Origin of the sequence: Desulfovibrio sp. DV, assembly GCF_001936595.1 — a bacterium.
GTDB lineage: Bacteria > Desulfobacterota > Desulfovibrionia > Desulfovibrionales > Desulfovibrionaceae > Solidesulfovibrio.
Window position 1 is genome coordinate 15,777 of the sequence record NZ_MLBG01000038.1, and the last position, 19,737, is coordinate 35,513.

The following is a 19,737-nucleotide window of genomic DNA, read 5'->3' on the forward strand; positions in this document are numbered from 1 at the left end:
CGGCGGGCCGCTGCCCTGCGCCCCGATGGCGCTTCTCATCTTCCGTCCTTCCCACCGGCACCACCCCCGCCCGGCGTTGACCGCCGCGCCTGCCGTGGGTCATAATCCTCGCATGGGTAGCACTTGCGGCAGCCGGGTGTTGCCCACAGTGCCCTACGGCGCGTTTTTTTTACCCGAGGAACAGGCTTTGCGCCGGACCAGTCCGTCCCAGGCACGCCAACCGCCCCCGCGCACAACACGGCCGTCCATACGGCCGGAGACAGTCCATGTACCCATATGCACGACTCGCAACGCTTCTGCTCCTGCTTCTCCTGGCTCTGTCGGGCTGCGCCAAACAGACGGCCAAGGCCCCGGACGAAGCGGCCGCCACCCCGGACAACGCCTCGCCCCTGCCCCCCGAGGCCGAAGTCAAGCCCGCGCCCGTAAGCGGCCTGCCGGCGGCAGTGCCGCCGGTGGTGGAAGCCCCCCAACCGGCGACGCCGCCGGCCGTCCCGGTTGTGCCCGAACAGGCCACCAAACAGGCGCTCGACCCCAAACCGGCCCGCACCGCGGCCATGGTCCCGCCGCGGTCCGAACCGGTCGAACCATCGCCGGACGCGCCGGCCAAAGCCAGACCGGACGCTGCCCCGGCTCCCGGAGCCCAGACGCCTGCGGCCGCCAAGGGCAAGGCCAAAAGCGACGGGCCGGCCGTAGCCGTGGTCGGCGATTCCCTGGCTGTGGGCGTTGGCATGACCATGGAAGCGCGCCTCAATAAGGCCGGGAATGTCGGTTGCCGGCCCATGGGCAAAATCTCCACCGGGCTCATTTCCAAAAAGAAATACGATTGGGACAAGGAACTGGCCGAACTGCTGGCCCGGGAACGCATCAGCACCGTGGTGGTGGTCCTTGGCGGCAACGATGCCAACAACGCCATCGCCGGCAAGGCCGCCGGCACGCCGGAGTGGAATACGGCCTATGCCGACAAGGCCGAACGCTTCCTGCGCATCGCCGCCGATGCCCATGTGCAGGTGTTGTGGGTGGGGTTGCCGGCCATGAAGGAGGCGGCCTATTCCAAACGGGTGGCTGCGGTCAACGCGGCCGCAAAAACGGCCTGCTCCAAGGTGACGGGCTGCACCTATATGGAAGCCTCGGACATTTTCACCGACGAGGCCGGCAATTACGTCCAGGCCAAGACCATCGACGGCAAGACCGTTTCCCTTCGGGCCGGAGACGGCGTCCACATGACCATGACCGGCTACGACCTGCTGTGCCGTCGGGTGCTCGACAAACTCGACCAGACCGGAGGCCGCCCCCGGCAGTAACGGAGCCGTTGACCATGCGAAGACAGACGCCTCAATCCGAGATTTTGCGCGCCCTGGTGGAGGAAACCCGCGGCCATCCGGATGCACCTCTTGAAGCCGTGACCACGGGAACCTGCCTGGTGGCCGCAGCCTCAAGGCAGCTTGGCCTGGCCTCCCTGGTTTCCCATGTCCTGGCCGGCCTCGCCCCGCTGCCGGCCGCACCCGCCCCGGCCACGGCCCATGCCGCCGCCGGGCTGTTGCTCGATGCGGCAGCGGCCAATACCGACGCGGCCTCCCTGGCCATGGCCGCCGTCAACTCCCTGCTGCCGTCGCCGGCCGAGGCCACGACCGCAGCCGGCCAGGATGTGCTGCTCACCTATGGCCGCGGCAGGCGCGTGGCTGTGGTCGGCCATTTCCCGTTCGTGGAAAAATTGCGGGATTCGTTTGCCGATTTCCAGGTGCTGGAAAAACGGCCCAAGCCCGGCGACCTGCCGGCGGACAAAGCCGGCGAGATACTCCCGCGGGCCGAGGTGGTGGCCATCACCGGCACAACGCTTTTAAACGGCACCCTGGCCGGCCTGCTGGCCGCCTGCCGCCCGGACGCCCTGGTCATCCTGCTCGGCCCGACCACGCCCTTTGCAGGGAGCCTTTTTGCCTGCGGCATCGATGTCCTGGCCGGCTGCGACGTGCCCGATCCTGACGCGGCCCTGGCCGGCATCCGGGCCGGCAACTGCTTCAAGGGTCTTCATGGCGTGCGGCAATTGACCTGGGTGCGGCCGGGACTGGGCAAGGAAGCAGCAACTCCGGCCGCCTGACCGCTTTTGAGCCTCCCGGACAGGGGCAGGCCCCTTCCCGGTCTGCAGTGTCCGATCCCGGCTACTGCGGGCCGGGCTCGACCCGGCGCAGGACCAGATAGCCAAGCACCCCGGCCAGGGTCGAGGTGGCCAAAATCGCCACCTTGGCCTTGGCCGCCACTGCATCCGCCTCGCCAAAGGCCAGCCCGGCGATGAAGATGGACATGGTGAAGCCGATGCCGGCCAGAACCGACGCGCCATAGTAATGCAAAAGCCGCATCCCCTGGGGCAAGGCAGCCAGCCCCAGCCGGAACATGGCAACGCAGGCCAGAAAGATGCCGAGCTGCTTGCCGGCGAACAACCCCAGGAAAATCCCCAGCGACACCGGCTCGACCAGCCCTGCCCCGGCCTGTCCGGTAAGCGGGACGCCGGCATTGGCCAGGGCGAAAAGCGGCATGATGCCATAAGACACCCAGGGATGCAGGGCATGCTCGATGCGCGGCAGGGGAGCGCTGGCCCGGCGGCAGGCCCCCTCCAGATTTTCCAGCGTGCCCTGCATGGTCTTGTTGGCCAAAAGGACCTGTCCCGGTTCCATGGAAGCGGCAAAACAGTCCAGGAGTCGTCTGGCCTTGTGCAAAAACGCCCCGGCCGGAATGCGGGTGCGGGCCGGAATGGCCATGGCCGCCAGCACCCCGGCCACGGTGGCGTGGACGCCGGATTTGAGAAAGGCCAGCCACATGATAGAGCCAAGGATGGTGTAGACTGCAGGATGGCGCGCGCCGGCAGCGTTCATGGCCAGCATGGCCACGAACATGGCCCCGCCGACCACCAGCGAGACCAGGGAAATATCGCCGGAATAAAAAAGGGCTATGACCAGCACCGCGCCGATGTCGTCCACAATGGCCACGGCCGCCAAAAAGACCTTGAGGCCAACCGGCACCCGGTCGCCCAGAAGCGAGAGAATCCCCAGGGCAAAGGCGATGTCCGTGGCCATGGGCACGCCCCAGCCGGCCATGGTCGGCTCTCCCCGGTTGAGCCAGGCGTAGAGCAGCGCCGGCACCACCATGCCGCCCACTGCCGCGGCCACGGGCAAGACGGCCTGTCCCAGGCTGTTGAGTTCCCCGACCAGGACCTCCCGTTTGATCTCAAGCCCAACCATGAAAAAAAACACGGCCATCAGCCCGTCGTTGATCCAATGGAGCAGGGTCTTGGACAGGACCATGTCGCCAAAGCCCAGGCTGACCGGTGTCTCCCACAGGGCGAAATAAGCCGGAGCCAGAGGCGAGTTGGCCCAGATGAGGGCAATGACGGTGCAGGCGATAAGCATAAGCCCGCCCGAGGCCTGAATGTGACTGAAACGTCGAAACGGGGCCAGAGCCTGCTCCAGCAACGGCAGCGGCTGCGTTTCGTTATGAGCTTTATTTTCCATGCAACTCCAACAACGACCCAGGGCGCAGACGGCCCGGGGACATACTTTTTCCGGCCACGTCGAAACATCTCCGACAGGCGGCTTTGGCCTGAGGGTACACGAGAGAGGCTCGCCGGGGCAAGACAATGCGGATCCGAACCCTCTCCGGGCCTTCCTTCCCCGCGCCTTCCCCCTGTCCCGGCGCGGCATTGGCCCGTCCTTGGGCCATGGCCCGACAACATCCGGCCCAAAGCCATCGCAGACGGCCCCAGATCCGGATGGCCCGTGTTGCAGTACCGGGCCGGCCGGATACAGCCGCGCCAGCCGGCCATTGCTCCCGGCCCGGCCTTAGGCTATGAAACCGGGAGGAACACACTCGCCCCATGCTGCACCCCCTTATCGCTCCCCACGCTCCCTGGCTGGCTCCCCTGGCCGGATTTTCCGATCTGCCGTTTCGCCTGCTGTGCCGCGAACTCGGGGCAGCCGTTGCCGTCACGGAAATGGTCAGCGCCAAAGGCCTGCTCTATGATTCGCGAAACACCCGCCGGCTGCTGGACACCTGCCCGGCCGACAGCCCGCTGGTTGTCCAGCTCTTCAGTTCGGAGCCCGACTGTCTTTACCGGGCCGCCGTTGCCCTGGCCGGGGATGGTTTCACCTATTTCGATCTCAACTGCGGCTGCTCGGTGCGAAAGGTCATCAAAACCGGAGCCGGCGCAGCCCTTCTGGACGACCCCGACTGGCTGGTCGGTTGCGCCGCAGCCATGGTCCGGGCCCTTGGTCCGGGCCGGGTCGGGGTGAAACTGCGCCTGGGCCCCAGGCCGCCGGCCCGGGTGGACCTGGATCTGGCCCCCAGGCTGGCCGATGCCGGAGTCTCCTGGCTGACCCTCCATCCCCGCCACGCCAGCCAGGGATTTTCCGGCACGGCCAACCACGACGCCCTGGCCGCCTTTGTGGCCGCCTCGCCGCTGCCGGTCCTGGCCAGCGGCGACCTCATGGCCGCCGAGGACGGCCGGCGGGTCCTGGCCCACACCGGCGCGGCCGGCGTCATGTACGCCCGGGGTGCCCTGGCCGATCCGCGCATTTTCGCCCGCCACGCCGCCCTGCTGCCCCAGACGCCGGAAACCCCGGGTCCGGCCCTGCCGCCGGTGTGCGAGGTCATCCGCCGCCACGCCGCCCTTTGCCGGGAGTATGCCGACGACCGGCAGGCGCTGTTGCGGATGCGAACGGCCGTGCCGCGCTACCTGCGCGACCTGCCGGGCTGCCGGGCCCTTCGCGACCGGCTGTGCCGGGTGGAATCCTGGGACGAACTGGCCCACATCGTCGACGAGGCCGAGGCCCTTGGCACTGCCCCACTTCAAGCTCCCGGAGAAACCGCATGAAACTGCTTCGCGCCGAAACCGCCGGGTTCTGCATGGGCGTGGACCTGGCGCTCAAAAAACTCACTTCGCTCATTGACACCCCGACCGGGGAGGTGGCCAAAACCATTGTCACCTTCGGTCCCATCATCCACAATCCCCAGGTGCTGGAGGAATTCGCGGCCAAGGGCGTCGGCGTGGTCAACGACCCGGCCGACATCCCCGGCCACGCCACGGTGGTCATCCGGGCCCACGGCATCCCCGAGCCGGTGCGCCAAGCCATAAAAACCCGGGGCGCGCAACTGGTCGACGCCACCTGCCCCAAGGTCAAAAAGGCCCAGACCCTCATTTTCGCCCAGGCCCGCCATGGCAAGGTGCTGCTGCTTTTCGGCGAGGAGGACCATCCCGAGGTCAAGGGCCTTTTGAGCTACGCCACGGCCGGGGCCTATGTCTTTGATTCCATGGCCGAATTGGAAGAGTTGAGCCTGCCGCATGGCCCGGCCTATTTTCTGGCCGCCCAGACCACCCAGGACGAACAGGAATTCCTGCGCATCAGGGATTACCTGAAGGATCGTTTCGGAACCGAACTGGCAGTGCTCTCCACCATCTGCAATGCCACCATGAACCGACAGCAGGAAGCCATGGATCTGGCTGCGGCGGTCGATTTTCTGGTCGTGGTCGGCGGGCGCGACTCCGGCAACACCAGACGCCTGGCCCAGGTGGCCCGGACCGCCGGCACGCCGTCCGTCCATGTGGAGACCGCAGACGAGCTCTCCCCGGAGATGTTTGCCAATTACCACACAATCGGCTTGACAGCCGGCGCTTCAACACCGAAGAAAATAATTGACCGCGTCCAGCAAGTGCTGGAATCATACTAGGCAACTGGCGCAGAACCCAGGGTATTCCCGGGCACGAGCACTGTTGCTGATCACACGGATTTAACGCCGATGCCATGTCGCCGCCGAAAAGGGCGACCCTGGCACGACCTGGGGAGACCCCGATGGCCCAGACCAATATCCTTCTTGAAGCCGGTACCAACGAGCTTGAGATCGTGGAGTTTTTCATTGACGAACCCACGGCCTCCTCGTTTACCGCCAATGCGCCGGAAGTTGCCGGCCACTACCGCGGCTACTACGGGGTCAACGTGGCCAAGGTCCTGGAGATCATCCGCCTGCCCAAGGTCACGGGGATGCCGGAAGTGTCCCATCCAAGCGTGCTTGGGGCCTTTAATCTGCGCAACCACATCATCCCCCTGGTGGATTTGAGCGTGTGGCTCGACAAAACGCGCCAGGACACCGAATCGCCCAAGGTCATCGTCACGGAATTTAACAATGTCACCACCTCCTTTCTGGTTTCCGGCGTCACCCGCATCCACCGCATGAGCTGGGAGGCCGTGGAACCGCCCAACCGCTATGTCTCCAAAATGAGCGGCGATTCCATCACCGGCGTGGTCAAGCTTGAGGACCGCATCGTTTTTCTCCTGGACCTGGAAAAAATCGTGGCCGACCTCAACCCCAATCTCGGCCTGCGTCTGGACATGAGCATCGAGTGGAACTCGGCCAGCCGCTACCGGGCGCTTGTTGCCGACGATTCCGTACTCGTGCGCGAAATGCTCAAGGACCTGCTCAACAAGGCCGGCTTCGACGTCACTGCCGTGCAAAACGGCCGCGAAGCCTGGGACCTGCTGGCCCAGATCAAGGAAAAATCGGAAAACGAGCAGCAGCCCCTGACCAACTTCGTCCATGTCATGGTGGCCGATATCGAAATGCCGGCCATGGACGGCCACAACCTGACCAAGCGCATCAAGGAAGACCCGGTCCTGCGGGAATTGCCGGTCATCCTTTTCTCGTCGCTTATTACCGACAAGCTGCGCCACAAGGGCGAGGCGGTCGGGGCCGACGACCAGATTTCCAAACCCGATGTCAGCCAGCTGGCCATGCGGGCCAAGGTGCTCATCGAACGCAAGATCAATCAACTGACCGCCGCCTGAGGGCATCTGCCGTCGCCCGGGCCGGGTCCCTCCCCGGCCCGCGACACGGTAAAGGCTGCCCATGTCCCAACGCCCCGACACTGCTCCTGAAAAAGACCGCAAAGACTGTAACCGCCAGGACGCCGCAGCAGACTGCACGGGCATCCCCGGTCCCGACCGGATGCTGGCGTCGCCCGGACCGGGCTTCGGCCGAGCCCCCTTGGCAGAGGGCGGGACGGACAAGGCGGTATTCATGCGTTGCGACCTGTCCCTCGACCTCTTTGCGCCCAACCAACCCATCTCCCCCTACCTGGTCGATTGGCGGCAGGCCTTTGCCGATCTGGACCCGGCCGCCTCGGCTCCGGCCGCCCTGGTCTTCGACCGGGGTCCCTACCCGCCGGTCATCGAGCGCCTGCGCCTGCCGCTTTCCCCGGATGCCCAGGGCAAACGCCTCATCGAATTGTACCTCTCCGCCCTTGTGAACAACGTCGTGTGCACGGCCGGAGCCAAACGGGCGACCCTGGCCGCCGCCCCCGGCCTCGACCCCGGCATCCTTGCGGCCGTGCGCTCGAACCTGTTGCTCCATCCGGACAGTTTTTCCGACATGTCCCTGTATTTTCTGCACAGGCTCATCGAATCCGTTTTTGGCGAAGGACTTGTCATCGACGCTGCAGCCGGCCTGCTGCTGGAGCAGGTTCCCGGAAGCGGCCGCGCCGCCGGGTCCGACGCTGCCGCGCCGCTTCGGCCGGGGCTGGCCCTGGCCATCAATATCGGCCAGCATCTGACGAGCTGGGGATTGGTGCGCCTGACCGCCGACGGCGGGTGCCAGGTCATGGACCTGACCCGCCGCAAAACCTGTCCGGGCGAGGCGCATTGCTGCCTCACCGAGGCAATCGGCGGCATTGTCGCGGCAGCCAGGCGCAGCCTTGGTCCGGCTGCCGCGGCAGTGGAGGCTGTGGGCATCGCTGTCGCCGCCACGGTGCTGGACGGCATGGTACGGCCGGTGGCCGAGTTCGGGCTGTTCGCCGCCTGCCCGAATGCCGCCCTGGGCGGCGCTGCCGAAGCCATCCGGCAGGTGGTGGCCCAGGCCTTTCCGGGCCGGCCCGGTGTCGTCATAAACGACGCCAGGGCCCAGGCGCTGTTTGCCTACCACCACGGTGGCGGCCGTCAGGCGGTCGGCGGCGGCCATCTGCTGACCGTGCGTCTGGGAGCCTGCCCCTGTGTCCATGTTCTGGATGCAAACGGCCACAGTGCCCCGGGTTTTGACGAATACGGCTGGCTGGTCACCCGGGCCTGTCCGTCACGGCCGGGGGCAACGCTTTTTTCCACCCCGCGGATGCCGCTCTCGCACTATGGCGTGGCCATGGCCGCCCACGAATTGGGACTGCTCACCCGCTACGGCCTTGGCATCGAAGAAGCCATTCCCTTTTTCCATGGCCGCCTGACCGGCCCGGACGCCCGGGCCGCCCGGGAAGCCGCCGGCGTCTACGCCATCCTGGGGGCGCATCTGGCCATGCTGGCTGCTGAAATCCACCGCACCCGCCCCATCGGCGCGGTCCTGGTGCCGGGTTCCCGGGCCAACCGCCTGGACGTAGCCGCCTTTGCGGCCATGCGCGCCGGGTTTGAGGCCTTTGCCCTGGGCCGGCCCCTGGTTCCGCAGGGGATCGAACTGCTCCTGATTGAGGACGCCTCGGCCGAGGCCGGCCTGGTGGGCGCGGCCCGGGCCGCCCTGTCGCCGGACTGATCCGCAGCACCGGGCACGGCAACCGGCCCCGGGCTTGGCAACGCACCGGGCCTGCGTCTCCTTTTGACACTCCCCCCCCTTTGTGCTTAATTGAACCCCCTTTTTCATGAAACTCGTACGCGCTTTGGAGGCGTTTGCATGACTGATTCCCAGACCCCGCAGCACGGCTCGGCCAAGACATCCGACATCCCGGCCGTGTTGCGCCTTCCCGTGCAGTACTGGCGGCAATCCCTGGCCGCAGCTGCCATTGTCCTGGTGGCCGCCGGCGGCTATGCCCTGTATGGCGTGTACCAGAAAGGCCAGACCGAAAAGGCCGAGGCCGCCCTTGGCGAAATCATCACCACCAAGACCGGGGCGGAGCGCATCGCCGCCCTGGAAACCCTGGCCAAGACGGCTCCGGCCGGAGCCAAGGCCGGCATCAACCTGGAACTGGCCAAAGCCGCCCAGAACCTGGGCGATTTCGCCAAGGCCGCCAGCGCCTTTGAAGCCGTGGCCCAGTCCGCTCCGACCGGCATGAAAACCATCGCCGGCCTGGGACAGGCCGCTGCCCTGTCGCGCGCCGGCCAGGACGCCAAGGCCGTGGACGTGCTCGAAGCCCTGACCATCTCCGCCCCCAAAGGCTTCTCCATGACCATCGACCGCCAGCTGGCCGTCACCGCCGAAGCGGCCGGACAGTGGCAAAAGGCCCTGGCCGCCTACGAGCGCATGAAGGCCGACGGCAATGTCCAAAACGCCAGCTTCATCGATGCGCGCATCGTCGAGCTGCGGGCCAAGACCGGCGGCGCTGCCAAGACCAACGGCTAACGCCGGCTGCGGCCAGGCGACCAACGCAACGCTGAATATGCACACCACTCCCCGGGCAGCCCCGGTGAGGACGGACGCCGGCTGCGGCGTCCGTTGCGTGTTGGAGGTTTGATACGTGGGCAAGGAGCTTTTAAGCGCGGCAGCCGGGGAAACCCTGCTGCTGCTCGGCAATGAGGCCATCGCCAGGGGCGCCCTGGAAGGCGGCGTGCGGTTTGTGACCTGCTACCCGGGAACCCCGTCTTCGGAAGTGCCGGATACGTTTTTCCGCTTGAGCCAGGGTGCGCCGTACTATTTCGAATATTCCGTCAACGAGAAGGTCGCCCTGGAAGTGGGCGGCGGCGCGGCCCTGGCCGGGCTGCCCACCCTGGTCACCATGAAGCATGTGGGCGTCAACGTGGCCGCCGATCCGCTCATGACCCTGGCCTACGTCTCGGCTCCGGGCGGACTGGTGCTGCTCTCGGCCGACGATCCGGGCTGCCATTCCTCGCAAAACGAGCAGGATAACCGCATCTATGCCCGCTTGGGCGGCCTGCCCTGCTTTGAGCCGGCAACGGCCCAGGAATGCAAGGACATGGCCCGTGACGCCCTGCTGTTGTCCCGGCGTATTGAAAATCCGGTCCTTCTTCGCACCACCACCCGCGTCAACCACGTGCGCGGTCCGGTCACGGTGGGCGAAATGCCGACCACCCCGGCTGAAAAGCCCTTTGCCAAGGACCCGGCCCGGTTCGTGCCGCTGCCGGCCTCGGCCCGGGTCATGCACGCCCGGTTGCTGGCCCTGCTCGACGGGCTTCGGGCCGAAGCCGACGCCTCGCCCTACAACATCGAATCCGGGGCCGGCGACACCGGCTTTATCGCCTCTGGGGTCAGCCGCAACTATCTTGCCGACGTGCTGGAAGAAGACGGCCTGACCGGCACGGTGCGTGTGCTGGAACTGGGCATGACCTATCCGCTGCCCGAAAACCGCATCGCCGACTTCCTGGGTTCCTGCCAAAAGGTGCTCATCGTCGAGGAACTGGAACCGGTGCTGGAAACCGAGATCCGCGCCCTGGCCCAGGCCCGCGGCATTGCGGTGGAAATCTGCGGCAAAAGCGAGCATCTGCCCCGGCGCGGCGAGTTTTCGACGGCCAATGTCCGCCAGGCCGTGCGCACCTTCCTCGGCCGCCCTGCCGCCACGGTGGAAACCCTGGCCGTGCCCAATGATCTGCCCCGGCGTCCGCCCAACCTCTGCGCCGGCTGCCCCCACCGGGCCGCCTACTACGCCGTGCGCGAAGTCTACGGCGACACGGCCGTCTATTCCTCGGACATCGGCTGCTACACCCTGGGCTTTCTGCCCCCCTTCCGAGCGGCCGATTTCCTGCTGTGCATGGGGTCGTCCATCTCGACCGGCGCCGGCTTTGCCCGGGCCTCGGGAAAACCCGTGGTGGCCTTTATCGGCGACTCGACCTTTTTCCATTCCGGCATCACCGGCCTCATTGACGCCGTGGCCTACAACCACGACATCCTGATCGTGATCCTCGACAACCGCACCACGGCCATGACCGGGCACCAGCCCAATCCGGGCGTGGATACCACCATCTTCGGCGACAACCCGAACCCGGTGGACCTGATGGCGCTGATTCGGGCCTGCGGCGTGGAACCGGTCAAGGTCAATCCGCTCAACCACAAGGCCACGCTGGCCGCCCTGACCGACCTCTCCCAGAAGCACGGCCCGCGTGTGCTGGTGGCCGAATACCCCTGCCCCATCCACGCCCGGCGCGTGGGCCAGGCCAAAAAGACCCTGCCCGCCCGGGTGGCCGGCGATCCTGCCGCCTGCCTCACCGTGCGCGACAATCTGGCCTGCCCGGCCTTTGCCATGGTCGACGGGGTGTTTTCCATCAACGCCGAACAGTGCGACGGCTGCATGTTCTGCGTCCAGCTCTCCCCGGACCTCAAGCCCGGCAAGAAGGAGGCGAAATGACTCGCGCCCGCATCTTTTTCACCGGCGTCGGCGGCCAGGGAACCCTGACCGCCACCACCCTGCTGGCCCGCACCGCCCTGGACGCCGGGCTGCCCGTCACCTCGGGCGAGATCCACGGCATGGCCCAGCGCGGCGGCGTGGTCGAATCGACCCTCCTGGTCGGCGGCTATAAAAGCGCCATCATCGCTCCGGGCGAGGCCGACGTGATCCTCGGCTTCGAGCTGCTGGAAACCCTGCGGGCCCTGCCCATGCTCAAGCGCGGCGGCTCTGTCGTCGGCAACAGCGAATCCCTCCAGCCGGTCGGTGTGTGCCTGGGCCGGGAATGCTATCCGCCGCTCACGCAGGTGCTCGACACCGCCAAGGGCTATGCCGCCCGGGTGGTCATGCTGCCGTGCATCAGTCTGGCCGAGCAGGCAGGCACGGCCAAGGCCGCCAACACCGTGCTCCTTGGCGCGGCGGCGGCCTGCGGGGCGTTGCCCTTTTCTGTCGAAGCCCTGGCCCGCTCCATCGAAAAATACCTCAAGCCCAAGCTCGTCGCGGCCAACCTCAAGGCCCTGGCCCTTGGCGCCGAGGCTGCCGCTGCGGGTCAGGCCGCGTGATCGACGCGCTCACGTCCTTTGACGGGGCCGGACCGGCCTTTTACGGCGCACTGACCCGTATCGTGGCCGTCACCGGTCCCGGACGGGCCGTGCGCCGGGGACTGGAAAACGCCCTGGCCGTCCTGGTGGAAGCCCTGGGCTACCGCCGGGTCTGCCTGGAACTGCACGACCTGCCCCAGCCCGGTGCCCGCATCGTCCTGTCCCACGGCCGCCAGCAGGGCCTGGACCATCTGTATGGCCCGGCCCCCATCACCATGGGACAGGTCATCGGTTCGCGCCGCTCGCTTATTTTGCAGGACGTCAAGGACCACCCCGACTTTATCGGCCGGCCGCCCGAGGAACTCTCCACCCTGTCCCACATCTGCGTGCCGGTGACCGTGCCGACGCCCGACGGCCAGGTGGAAGGCTTTTCTCCGGTGGCCCCTTCGGGCGTGGTCGGGGCGCTGAGCATCGACCTGCCCAAGGCCCCCATGGTCTTTCTGGAGGCGCACCGGGAATTTCTCGCGGTGGTCGGCGGCATCCTCGGCAACGCCTCCCTGCGCCTTCGCGACGAACTCGACATCTCGCGCCGCACCGCGGCCACTGTGCCCCAACCGGATGAGGAAACCCCGGCCCAGACCGTCCCGGACCAGCCCGTGGCCGTTTCCAAAAGCATCCGGCTGGTGCTGCGCCAGATCACCCAGGCCGCCGACTCCAACGACCCGGTCCTGTTTCGGGGCGAGGAAGGCACGGGCAAGGAATTTCTGGCCCGCTGCCTGCACAGCCTGGGCAACCGCCGGGTGCGCCCGTTTTTGCGCCTGGGCTGCGGCGAGATGCCCCAGGAAGCGGTGATGGAGCACCTCTTTGGCGTGCAAAAGGGCGAACGCTCCAAGGCCACCCGCTCCAAGCGCGGCCTGTTCGAGCTGGCCCAGGGCGGCATCGTCTTTCTCGACGACATCGAGGAGCTGTCGCCAGCGGCCCAGGCCCGGGTGCTGCGGGTGATCCAGGAAGGGACCGTCAACCGTCTGGGCAGCGACACCACCGTGGCCGTGGACGCCCGGGTGGTGGCGGCCAGCGCGGCCTCCCTGGAAGACGCCATGGGCCAGGGCGCGTTCCTGGAAGACCTGTTTTACGCCCTGGGCGTCTTTGCCCTCTATGTGCCGCCCCTTCGCGACCGCATGGGGGACATCCTGCCCCTGGCTGAATATTTCCTGGAAGATTTTTCCGTGCGCACCGGCAAGAGCGTGCGCCGCATCTCCACCCCGGCCATCGATCTTTTAAGCCAGTACCACTGGCCGGGAAACGTGCGGGAACTGGCCAACTGCATGGAACGCGCCGCAACGCTTTGCGACGAGGCCGTGGTGCGCACCTACCATCTGCCGCCCACCCTGCAGACCGGCGAATCCTCGGGCACGGAACCCTCGCTCTCCTTTGGCGAGGCCGTGGCCAAGTTCGAACAGGAACTGCTGGTGGAAGCGCTCAAAAAGGCCCGGGGCAACATGTACCAGGCCGCCCGCGATCTGCGGGAAAGCTATCGCGTGGTCAACTACAAGGTCAAAAAGTACGGCATCGACCCCAAACGCTTCACCCCGGGACGGCGCGGCTGACCTGTTGGAAAAAACGGTTTACCCGAGCGGTCCAACCGCGTAATACTAAACGCCAATTCACTTCCCCATGGAGGCTTCATGGCCAGCCGCGCCAGCCACGACTACTATCGCGACGACATGACCGAAATGCCGCCGCTTCGGTCTATTGCCCAGACCCTTTGCCTGGACAAACGCGTCCGCAAGGTTACGGCTGCCGAGGCTTACGAACTGGCCAAAAGCCAGCATGACGTCAGTGTTACCGATCTGCCCATCTATCCGCCGGCAGCCAAACGCCTCGGCCTGCCAGACGGAGCCACGGTGCTCAACAACTGCCACGGCCGCATTGTCGGCCGCACGGCCAAGGCCCGTCGCTTCTATACCCGCATGGACCCGGTCGAGCGGCGCAAGGTCGAATCCGACCTGCGCGAGGCCGTCTTCGCCATGCAGCGCTATCCGCTGATAAAGGCCGAGGCCATTTTGGGCCTGGACCCCGACCTCATGATCAAGGCCACCATCGTGGCCACCGAAGACGATGCGGTCAACGTCTTCAACTGGCTGGCCAATTTCACGCCCTACGAAGAACTGGCCGAGGCCTATGCCAACAGCCCCAAACTCCCCATTCCCGATATCCTGGTCGTCGGGTTCAACCACTGGACCACCATCGACCCCTACTACCACAACGCCGGCGGCCCCCAGCTGGCCCTGGTCGATGAAGACGCCAACGTCATCTTCAACCTCGGGATGCGCTATTTCGGCGAACGCAAAAAGGGCACCCTGACCCTGGCCTGGACCTCCGGGATGCGCCTTCGCATGGCCGCCTGCCACGGCGGTATCAAGGAAATCGACTTTTCCGGCTGCGCCGACGCCAAGGCCAAAGCCATGGGCAAGCGGTCCATCGCCTTTTTCGGCCTCTCCGGCACGGGCAAATCCTCGCACACCAATTCCCACGACAACGGCGGCACCCTGCCGGCCGGCTTTACCAAGGTCGTGCTCCACGACGACGCCTTCCAGATCGACTGCGAGAAAAAGGTCTGCCGGGTCTGGGAACCGACCCTGTTTGACAAGACCGACTCGCGCCCGACCGGCCACCCGGACTGGCGCTACATGATCTCCACCATGAATCTGGGCCTGACCGAAATCGGCGGCAAGGTGCTGCCCCTTGGCCAGGACGTGCGCAACCCCAACGGCCGGGCGCTCATTGACCGCGACCTGCTCGGGGCCTACGTCAACCGCTGTTCCTTCCCGGACCTCATGGTCTGGCTCATGAAGGACACCTGCCTGCCGCCGGTGGTGCGCTTTGCCGACCGCAATCTGGCCGTGGCCATGGGGGCCTCGCTCATGACCCGGCGCAATCTGGCCGAGAACGTCAGCGAGGAAGAGCTTAAGACACTCGTTTTCGAACCCTTTGCCAACCCCTTCCGGGTGTACGAGCTCTGGAAGGACGTCGAAGCCTTCTTAAACGTCTTCGAGGCCGGGGCTGTTGGCTATTCCTTCAACTCTATCGGCTTCTGGAAGGCTTCCGACCGGGATCTGCAAAAAATCCCGCTGCAAAGTTCGCTGACCCTGCAGACCTCGCTCCTGCTGGAACGCCTGGAGTGGGTGGACTGGGATCTTTTGCCCGGAGCCCAGCTGCCCAAGCCGGAGAGCATCGAACAACTGCTGCCGGGCTATACGGCGCTGTATGATCCTTCGCGGGTGGAAAACCGCGACCGCTACCTGGAAACCCTCAAGGATCGTTTCCATCAGCGCCGGGTGTATCTGCAAAATTCCGATCTGCACAATCGGCCGGAACTGCTCATGCGGCTGGTCAACGCCCTCATGGTGCGGGCCTAGGCAGTTGTCCCGGCATACGGCAGGGCGCATGGTTTCAGACGCTTCCGGCAACTGGGTTGGCGGCTTGGCCCGGGCCAACCGGCAGCAGCGCTTCCCCGCGAAGCGCTGCTGCCGCAGGCGGCGTTCATGAGCCTGCGCTCCATCCTCGGCCTCATCGGGCTGGCCGTCTCGCTGCCCTTCCTGGGCTATCTGGTCTATTTAAGCCAGGCCAAGACGACCTCGCCCGACCAGATCATCTTTCTGGCCTTTGCCTTTTCCGTCACCTTTCCAACCCTGATCCTGCTGTCGCTGGTCCTGTTTCGAAGCCTCGTCATCCTGGCCCTGTCGCTCCCGGTCTACGCTGCCTGCGTCATCGCCGGCTATGCCCGGACGTTTATGGCCTTCCAGATCACCTGCAACGGCAAGGCCACCGAATCCTTCCGGGACTGCCTGTACTTCAGCGTGACCCAGTTTACCAACACCGGCTGCGCCGACTGTATGCCCACCCCGCCCATGCGCCTTTTGGCCGCCTCGGAAGCCTTTTTCGGCTACCTGTCCCTGGGCGTTTTCACCGCCTGCCTCATCGTCATCCTGATCCGCATGATAACGGCCGACAAGCTGCGCCAGTAGCCGCAACGAAACCAGCGCTCCTGCGTGCCACGCCGACGCCTTGCGCCAACAATCCTCTGCCTGCCCTTTCGCCAACCGTCACAGGACCAGCCGTCCCCTGTTCCCATGTGGGGGTCTGGGGGCCTCAGGCCCCCAGCCGCCGGCGGCACGCATCCTTCTCATCCATCTCCTCCGTCACCACCACCCGGCAGCCCAGGGTCCGGCGCACCGGGCAGGCCCTGGCCGCCCGCAGGATCTTCCTGCGCTCCTCTTCGGTGAGATCGCCTTCAAGGGCCACCGTGCAGCCATAAGCCGCCACCTCCGAGTCTGAACGGTCAAGGGTCACCGTGACCCCGGCCCGAACCAGCGGGATGGCGTGGGCCAGGGCGTACTTGGTCATGACCATGACCAGACACGAGCCCAGGGCCGCCTCCAGCAGCTCATGCGGCCGAAAGCCCTGGCCGGCCCCGCCCTTGTCCGGCGTGGCGTCGCACACCCCGGAAAATGTCCCATTGCCAAACGCCACCTGAAGCGGCACCGCAAGTCCCTGGCAAACCACCATAAGCTCCCCCTTTTCCGCCAGATGGCCCAAATCGGCCGCGATTGCCAGCAAAAAAACGCCCCTGGCCGGAGTCGTCTCCGGCCAGGGGCGTCGCAACAGGCCTGGACTCAGGCTTAGGGTTTGACGCTGAAGATATAGGCGTTTTGCGGCGTCAGGTATTTGCCGGCCAGCTCCTGAAGCGCCTGGGGAGTGACACCCTGAGCCGCATCGACGACCTGGCGTTCGTGGTCGATGGGCAGCCCGGCGGCCAGGGACTGGGAGGCCTCGCTGCTTCTGGCCCGAAGGCTTTGGCGTTCGCGGTAGTAGTCGCCGGCCATGACGTTCTTGGCCCGCAGCATGAGTTCATCCGGGAGCGGCGTCTGCTTGAGCTGGTCGGCCACCTGCCGAAATCCTGCCAGGGCCGCCTCGGCCTTATCCGGAGAGGTGCCGATGTAAAAGGCCATGAACCCGGCATGGCGGGCCTGCCACAGAAAGGAGGTCACGGAATAGCCCAGGCTCTCGCCATCGCGCAGACGGGTGAAAAGCAGTCCGCTTTGTCCGGCCAGCACATCGTTTAAGAGGTGAAGGGCCGGCGTTTCCGGAGAATCGATGCCCGGCACGGGAAAGACCATAAAGAGATGGATCTGGTTACGCTCGGCCAGCGTGGCCGATTCCTGGCGCTTTTCCCCCCACTGCGGCGTGGCAAAGGCGAAAGGCCGGGACGGGCCGCTGGCCTTGGCCAGGGACTCGGCCAGACGCTGCACGGCAGCGGCGTCGAAGTCGCCGCTGACAGCCAGTACCCAGGGCATGGACCGCTGGGCGGTCCAGAAGCCCACCACGTCCTTGGGGCCAAACCCCTTGACCGTGGCCGCGTCGCCCAGGCGGGTGTAGGCGTAGGCGGTGTCGGTGAAAAGGAACGGGAAGAGCCTGCGGAAGGCCAGCCCCATGGGCTCGTCTTCCTTGGACTTGATGGCGGCCAGCTGGTCATTGACCTCGCGCTTGACTTCGGTTGGCAAAAAAGCCGGGGCAGACAGGATGTCGGCAAAAAGGCCGTACATGTCGCCCTGGAAGCGGCTGGGGAAGCGCGAACCCACAGAGAACGAATCCCGGCCCGAGGAAGCCGAAAGCGAAGCCGCCCGATCGGCCAGGAAGTCTTCCAGGGCGTTGGCCGAGAGTTTGGCCGTGCCCGAGGTCAGGCAATTGGCGGCCAGCTCGGCCAGTCCCTGGCGATCCTTGGCCAGCAGGGCATCGCCGCCGTTGTAGGTCATGGACATGGAGACGTAAGGCAGGGTCGCATCCGGCAGCAGGACCAGGGTGTGGCCGCCCCCCAGGTCGACGACCCGCGAGGCTGCAGCCGCAGTGGCGGCATCCGCCCCCTTGGCCGCAGTCTTGGGCGCAGGCCAGATTTTTGCCGCGGCCTCGGTCAACCCGGCCGACGTGACCGTGGCCTCGTCGGCCTTGGGCGCAAGCACTGCCGCCACCATGCGTTCGGGGCGAAGGGTCGAGGCGATGACGGCCTCCAGGGCCTTTTGGTCCACGAGCTTGACCGCCCGCAGATAATTGGCCTCGCCGTCCGGCTCGTAGCCGTAAAACCGGAAGTAGCCGGCCTTCATGGCCAACCCGGCCAGCGTCTCCTTGGCGCCGTACAGGCCGTCCTCGACACCGAGCTTGACCCGCTCGATCTCCTTGTCGCTAAACGACGCGCCTTTGAGTTTGGCCAGTTCGCCGAGCAGGCCCTGCCAGAAGGCGGCCAGATTCTTGGCGTCCAGGGTGGCGTCGATAAAAAAAAGACCGCCGCGCTCCAGGGTCATGGAGGCGCAGGACACGTCGTCCACCAGCTGTTTTTCGTATTTAAACGTGCGGTACAGCCGGCTGGTTTCATCGCCGGCCAAAAGCTTGGCCAGGACTTCCAGGCCGGCCTCGTCGGCGCTGCGAAGCCCCGGAGTCGGGAAGGACACCTGCAGGCGCACCTTGCCCCACTGGCCGTATTCCACCCGCACCGAAGGCTGGGCAGCGGCAGCGGGAATGGGATAGACGGCCGGCGGCGTGATGAGCCGGTCATTGGTCAGGTCGCCGAAAAGCGCCCCGGCTTCCAGTTCCACTGCATCGGCCCGCACCTTGCCGACCACCACCAGCAGCATGGACTGGGGCTGGTAGCGCTCGGCCACGTAGGCCCGCAGGTCGTCGCCGGAAAAGCCCGACACCGTCTCGGGGAAACCGATGATGGGCCAGCCGTACGGCTTCCCGGGCCAGGCCATGGACTGAGTGAGCTGGAAGAGGCGGTTATCGGGATCGTCCTTGCCCCGGGCCAGTTCGGAGAGCACCACCTGCCGCTCGCTGTCGAGCTCGCCGGGATCAAATTTGGCCCCGAAGATCATGTCCTTGATGACATCCAGGCCAAGCCGCCAATGCTCGGCAGGCAGGTCCACCCGGTAGGTGGTGCTGTCAAAGCTCGTGGCGGCATTGAGCTCGCCGCCGGCCCCCTCGATGTCGGACGCCACCTGCCCGGACGGGCGTTTCTCAGTGGATTTAAAGACCATATGCTCAAGCAGGTGGCTAAGGCCGGCCTGCTTGGGGGTTTCGTAACCGGAACCGGCATGGACGAAAAGGCGCACGGCAACCAGGGGGAAGCGGTCGTCCTCAATGGTCATGACCGTGAGGCCGTTTTTGAGCCGGACCACCTTGGGGGCTTCGGCCGAATAAGCCGACGATGCGGCCAGGGCCAGGAAGGCCACGGCCAGACACAAGACGTTTCGCCAACGCATACGGGATACTCCTTTACGGCCCTGCCCGGCCGAGTCGCCGGACGGACGGGCACCCGGCAGCCGCAGCGGCCAGAGTGCTGGCTTCGGTGGGGAAACGATACTTAACAATCGTTCATCTCAGGCGGCCAGCCGCCGCCCTCGGCAAAAAGCCACACCGGTCTTGGCCAGTGCATAGGCCCCGCGGACAAGCTGCGGACAGACCGCTTCCACCAGCCGCAGGGGACTTACGTAGGTCTCGGCAAAATTGCAGGTAAAGCGCACCGCTGCCGGCCCTGTGACCGCCACAGCGGTGACGATGGACTTGGCATCGAGGGTGCGCGGGCCTTTCTTCGATTCCCAGGTCACCGGGAAGGACTCGACCCGGGTGAAATCCTGCCAGCCCTGCAACCCCGGCGGGGCCAGCTCGTCGGGCAGGGTCAGGATGAAGGTCTCCAGCACCGGGTGGGCCACCTTGCGCCCGCCGGCCAGGGTCTCAACCCCGACCACGGCCAAGCCCTCGGGCAGATTGGGGTTGAGCCGGGCGGCGAAAATCCTC

At 66.1% G+C, this 19,737-nt stretch carries 15 protein-coding genes and 1 pseudogene; 12 read left to right on the forward strand and 4 right to left on the reverse strand.

Annotated features, from left to right (window positions below; genetic code table 11):
• Positions 1–266: 266 nt before the first annotated feature.
• Together DVDV_RS10350 and DVDV_RS10355 are read left to right on the forward strand one after the other, a co-directional pair.
• Positions 267–1,301: a GDSL-type esterase/lipase family protein gene (locus DVDV_RS10350; protein WP_075354596.1), complete on the forward strand. Its 1,035-nt coding sequence runs from the start codon at positions 267–269 to the stop codon at positions 1,299–1,301.
• A gap of 14 nt (positions 1,302–1,315) precedes the next feature.
• Positions 1,316–2,095, forward strand: coding sequence for a DUF364 domain-containing protein (locus tag DVDV_RS10355; protein WP_075354597.1), 780 nt, complete (start codon positions 1,316–1,318; stop codon positions 2,093–2,095).
• A gap of 61 nt (positions 2,096–2,156) precedes the next feature.
• On the opposite strand, the gene nhaA is transcribed toward DVDV_RS10355, so the two are convergent.
• Complete coding sequence (gene nhaA, locus DVDV_RS10360) at positions 2,157–3,503, reverse strand: Na+/H+ antiporter NhaA (protein WP_075354598.1); 1,347 nt, start codon at positions 3,501–3,503, stop codon at positions 2,157–2,159.
• Positions 3,504–3,865: 362 nt separating this feature from the next.
• On the opposite strand from nhaA, the gene DVDV_RS10365 reads away from it, so the two are divergent.
• From DVDV_RS10365 to DVDV_RS10410, 10 genes are all read left to right on the forward strand, one after another.
• Positions 3,866–4,861 (forward strand): tRNA-dihydrouridine synthase, encoded by a 996-nt coding sequence (locus tag DVDV_RS10365; protein ID WP_175577094.1) that lies wholly within the window; start codon positions 3,866–3,868, stop codon positions 4,859–4,861.
• On the forward strand, positions 4,858–5,715 hold the full coding sequence (ispH, locus tag DVDV_RS10370; RefSeq protein ID WP_075354599.1) for a 4-hydroxy-3-methylbut-2-enyl diphosphate reductase: 858 nt from the start codon (positions 4,858–4,860) through the stop codon (positions 5,713–5,715). The genes DVDV_RS10365 and ispH overlap by 4 nt, the downstream gene beginning before the upstream one ends.
• Before the next feature lie 122 nt (positions 5,716–5,837).
• Positions 5,838–6,827, forward strand: coding sequence for a chemotaxis protein (locus tag DVDV_RS10375; protein WP_075354600.1), 990 nt, complete (start codon positions 5,838–5,840; stop codon positions 6,825–6,827).
• A gap of 61 nt (positions 6,828–6,888) precedes the next feature.
• Entirely contained in the window at positions 6,889–8,550 is a 1,662-nt protein-coding gene (locus DVDV_RS10380) for a hypothetical protein (protein ID WP_254845343.1), read from the forward strand.
• 138 nt (positions 8,551–8,688) lie between these two features.
• Positions 8,689–9,354 (forward strand): tetratricopeptide repeat protein, encoded by a 666-nt coding sequence (locus DVDV_RS10385; protein ID WP_075354602.1) that lies wholly within the window; start codon positions 8,689–8,691, stop codon positions 9,352–9,354.
• Between the two features lie 115 nt (positions 9,355–9,469).
• Positions 9,470–11,311 (forward strand): indolepyruvate ferredoxin oxidoreductase subunit alpha, encoded by a 1,842-nt coding sequence (gene iorA / locus DVDV_RS10390; RefSeq protein ID WP_075354603.1) that lies wholly within the window; start codon positions 9,470–9,472, stop codon positions 11,309–11,311.
• A complete protein-coding gene (locus DVDV_RS10395; RefSeq protein WP_075354604.1) occupies positions 11,308–11,910 on the forward strand; it encodes an indolepyruvate oxidoreductase subunit beta in 603 nt (200 codons plus the stop codon). The genes iorA and DVDV_RS10395 overlap by 4 nt, the downstream gene beginning before the upstream one ends.
• The gene (locus DVDV_RS10400; protein ID WP_075354605.1) at positions 11,907–13,496 is read left to right on the forward strand and encodes a sigma 54-interacting transcriptional regulator; all 1,590 of its coding nucleotides are present in this window, start codon (positions 11,907–11,909) and stop codon (positions 13,494–13,496) included. The genes DVDV_RS10395 and DVDV_RS10400 overlap by 4 nt, the downstream gene beginning before the upstream one ends.
• Positions 13,497–13,574: 78 nt before the next feature.
• Positions 13,575–15,308: a phosphoenolpyruvate carboxykinase (ATP) gene (locus DVDV_RS10405; RefSeq protein ID WP_075354606.1), complete on the forward strand. Its 1,734-nt coding sequence runs from the start codon at positions 13,575–13,577 to the stop codon at positions 15,306–15,308.
• A 126-nt stretch (positions 15,309–15,434) separates the two neighbouring features.
• Positions 15,435–15,917 carry an ion channel gene (locus tag DVDV_RS10410; RefSeq protein WP_075354607.1) on the forward strand — a complete coding sequence of 161 codons (483 nt, stop codon included), beginning with the start codon at positions 15,435–15,437 and terminating at the stop codon, positions 15,915–15,917.
• Positions 15,918–16,041: 124 nt separating this feature from the next.
• Here the strand turns inward: DVDV_RS10410 and DVDV_RS10415 are convergent, their stop codons facing one another.
• The 3 genes and pseudogenes from DVDV_RS10415 to DVDV_RS22770 form a co-directional block, all read right to left on the reverse strand.
• Positions 16,042–16,458 carry an OsmC family protein gene (locus DVDV_RS10415; protein WP_075354610.1) on the reverse strand — a complete coding sequence of 139 codons (417 nt, stop codon included), beginning with the start codon at positions 16,456–16,458 and terminating at the stop codon, positions 16,042–16,044.
• Positions 16,459–16,571: 113 nt separating this feature from the next.
• The gene (locus DVDV_RS10420; RefSeq protein WP_075354608.1) at positions 16,572–19,202 is read right to left on the reverse strand and encodes a pitrilysin family protein; all 2,631 of its coding nucleotides are present in this window, start codon (positions 19,200–19,202) and stop codon (positions 16,572–16,574) included.
• A 117-nt stretch (positions 19,203–19,319) separates the two neighbouring features.
• Positions 19,320–19,737, reverse strand: a pseudogene (locus DVDV_RS22770) (DUF2344 domain-containing protein); the annotation flags it as partial.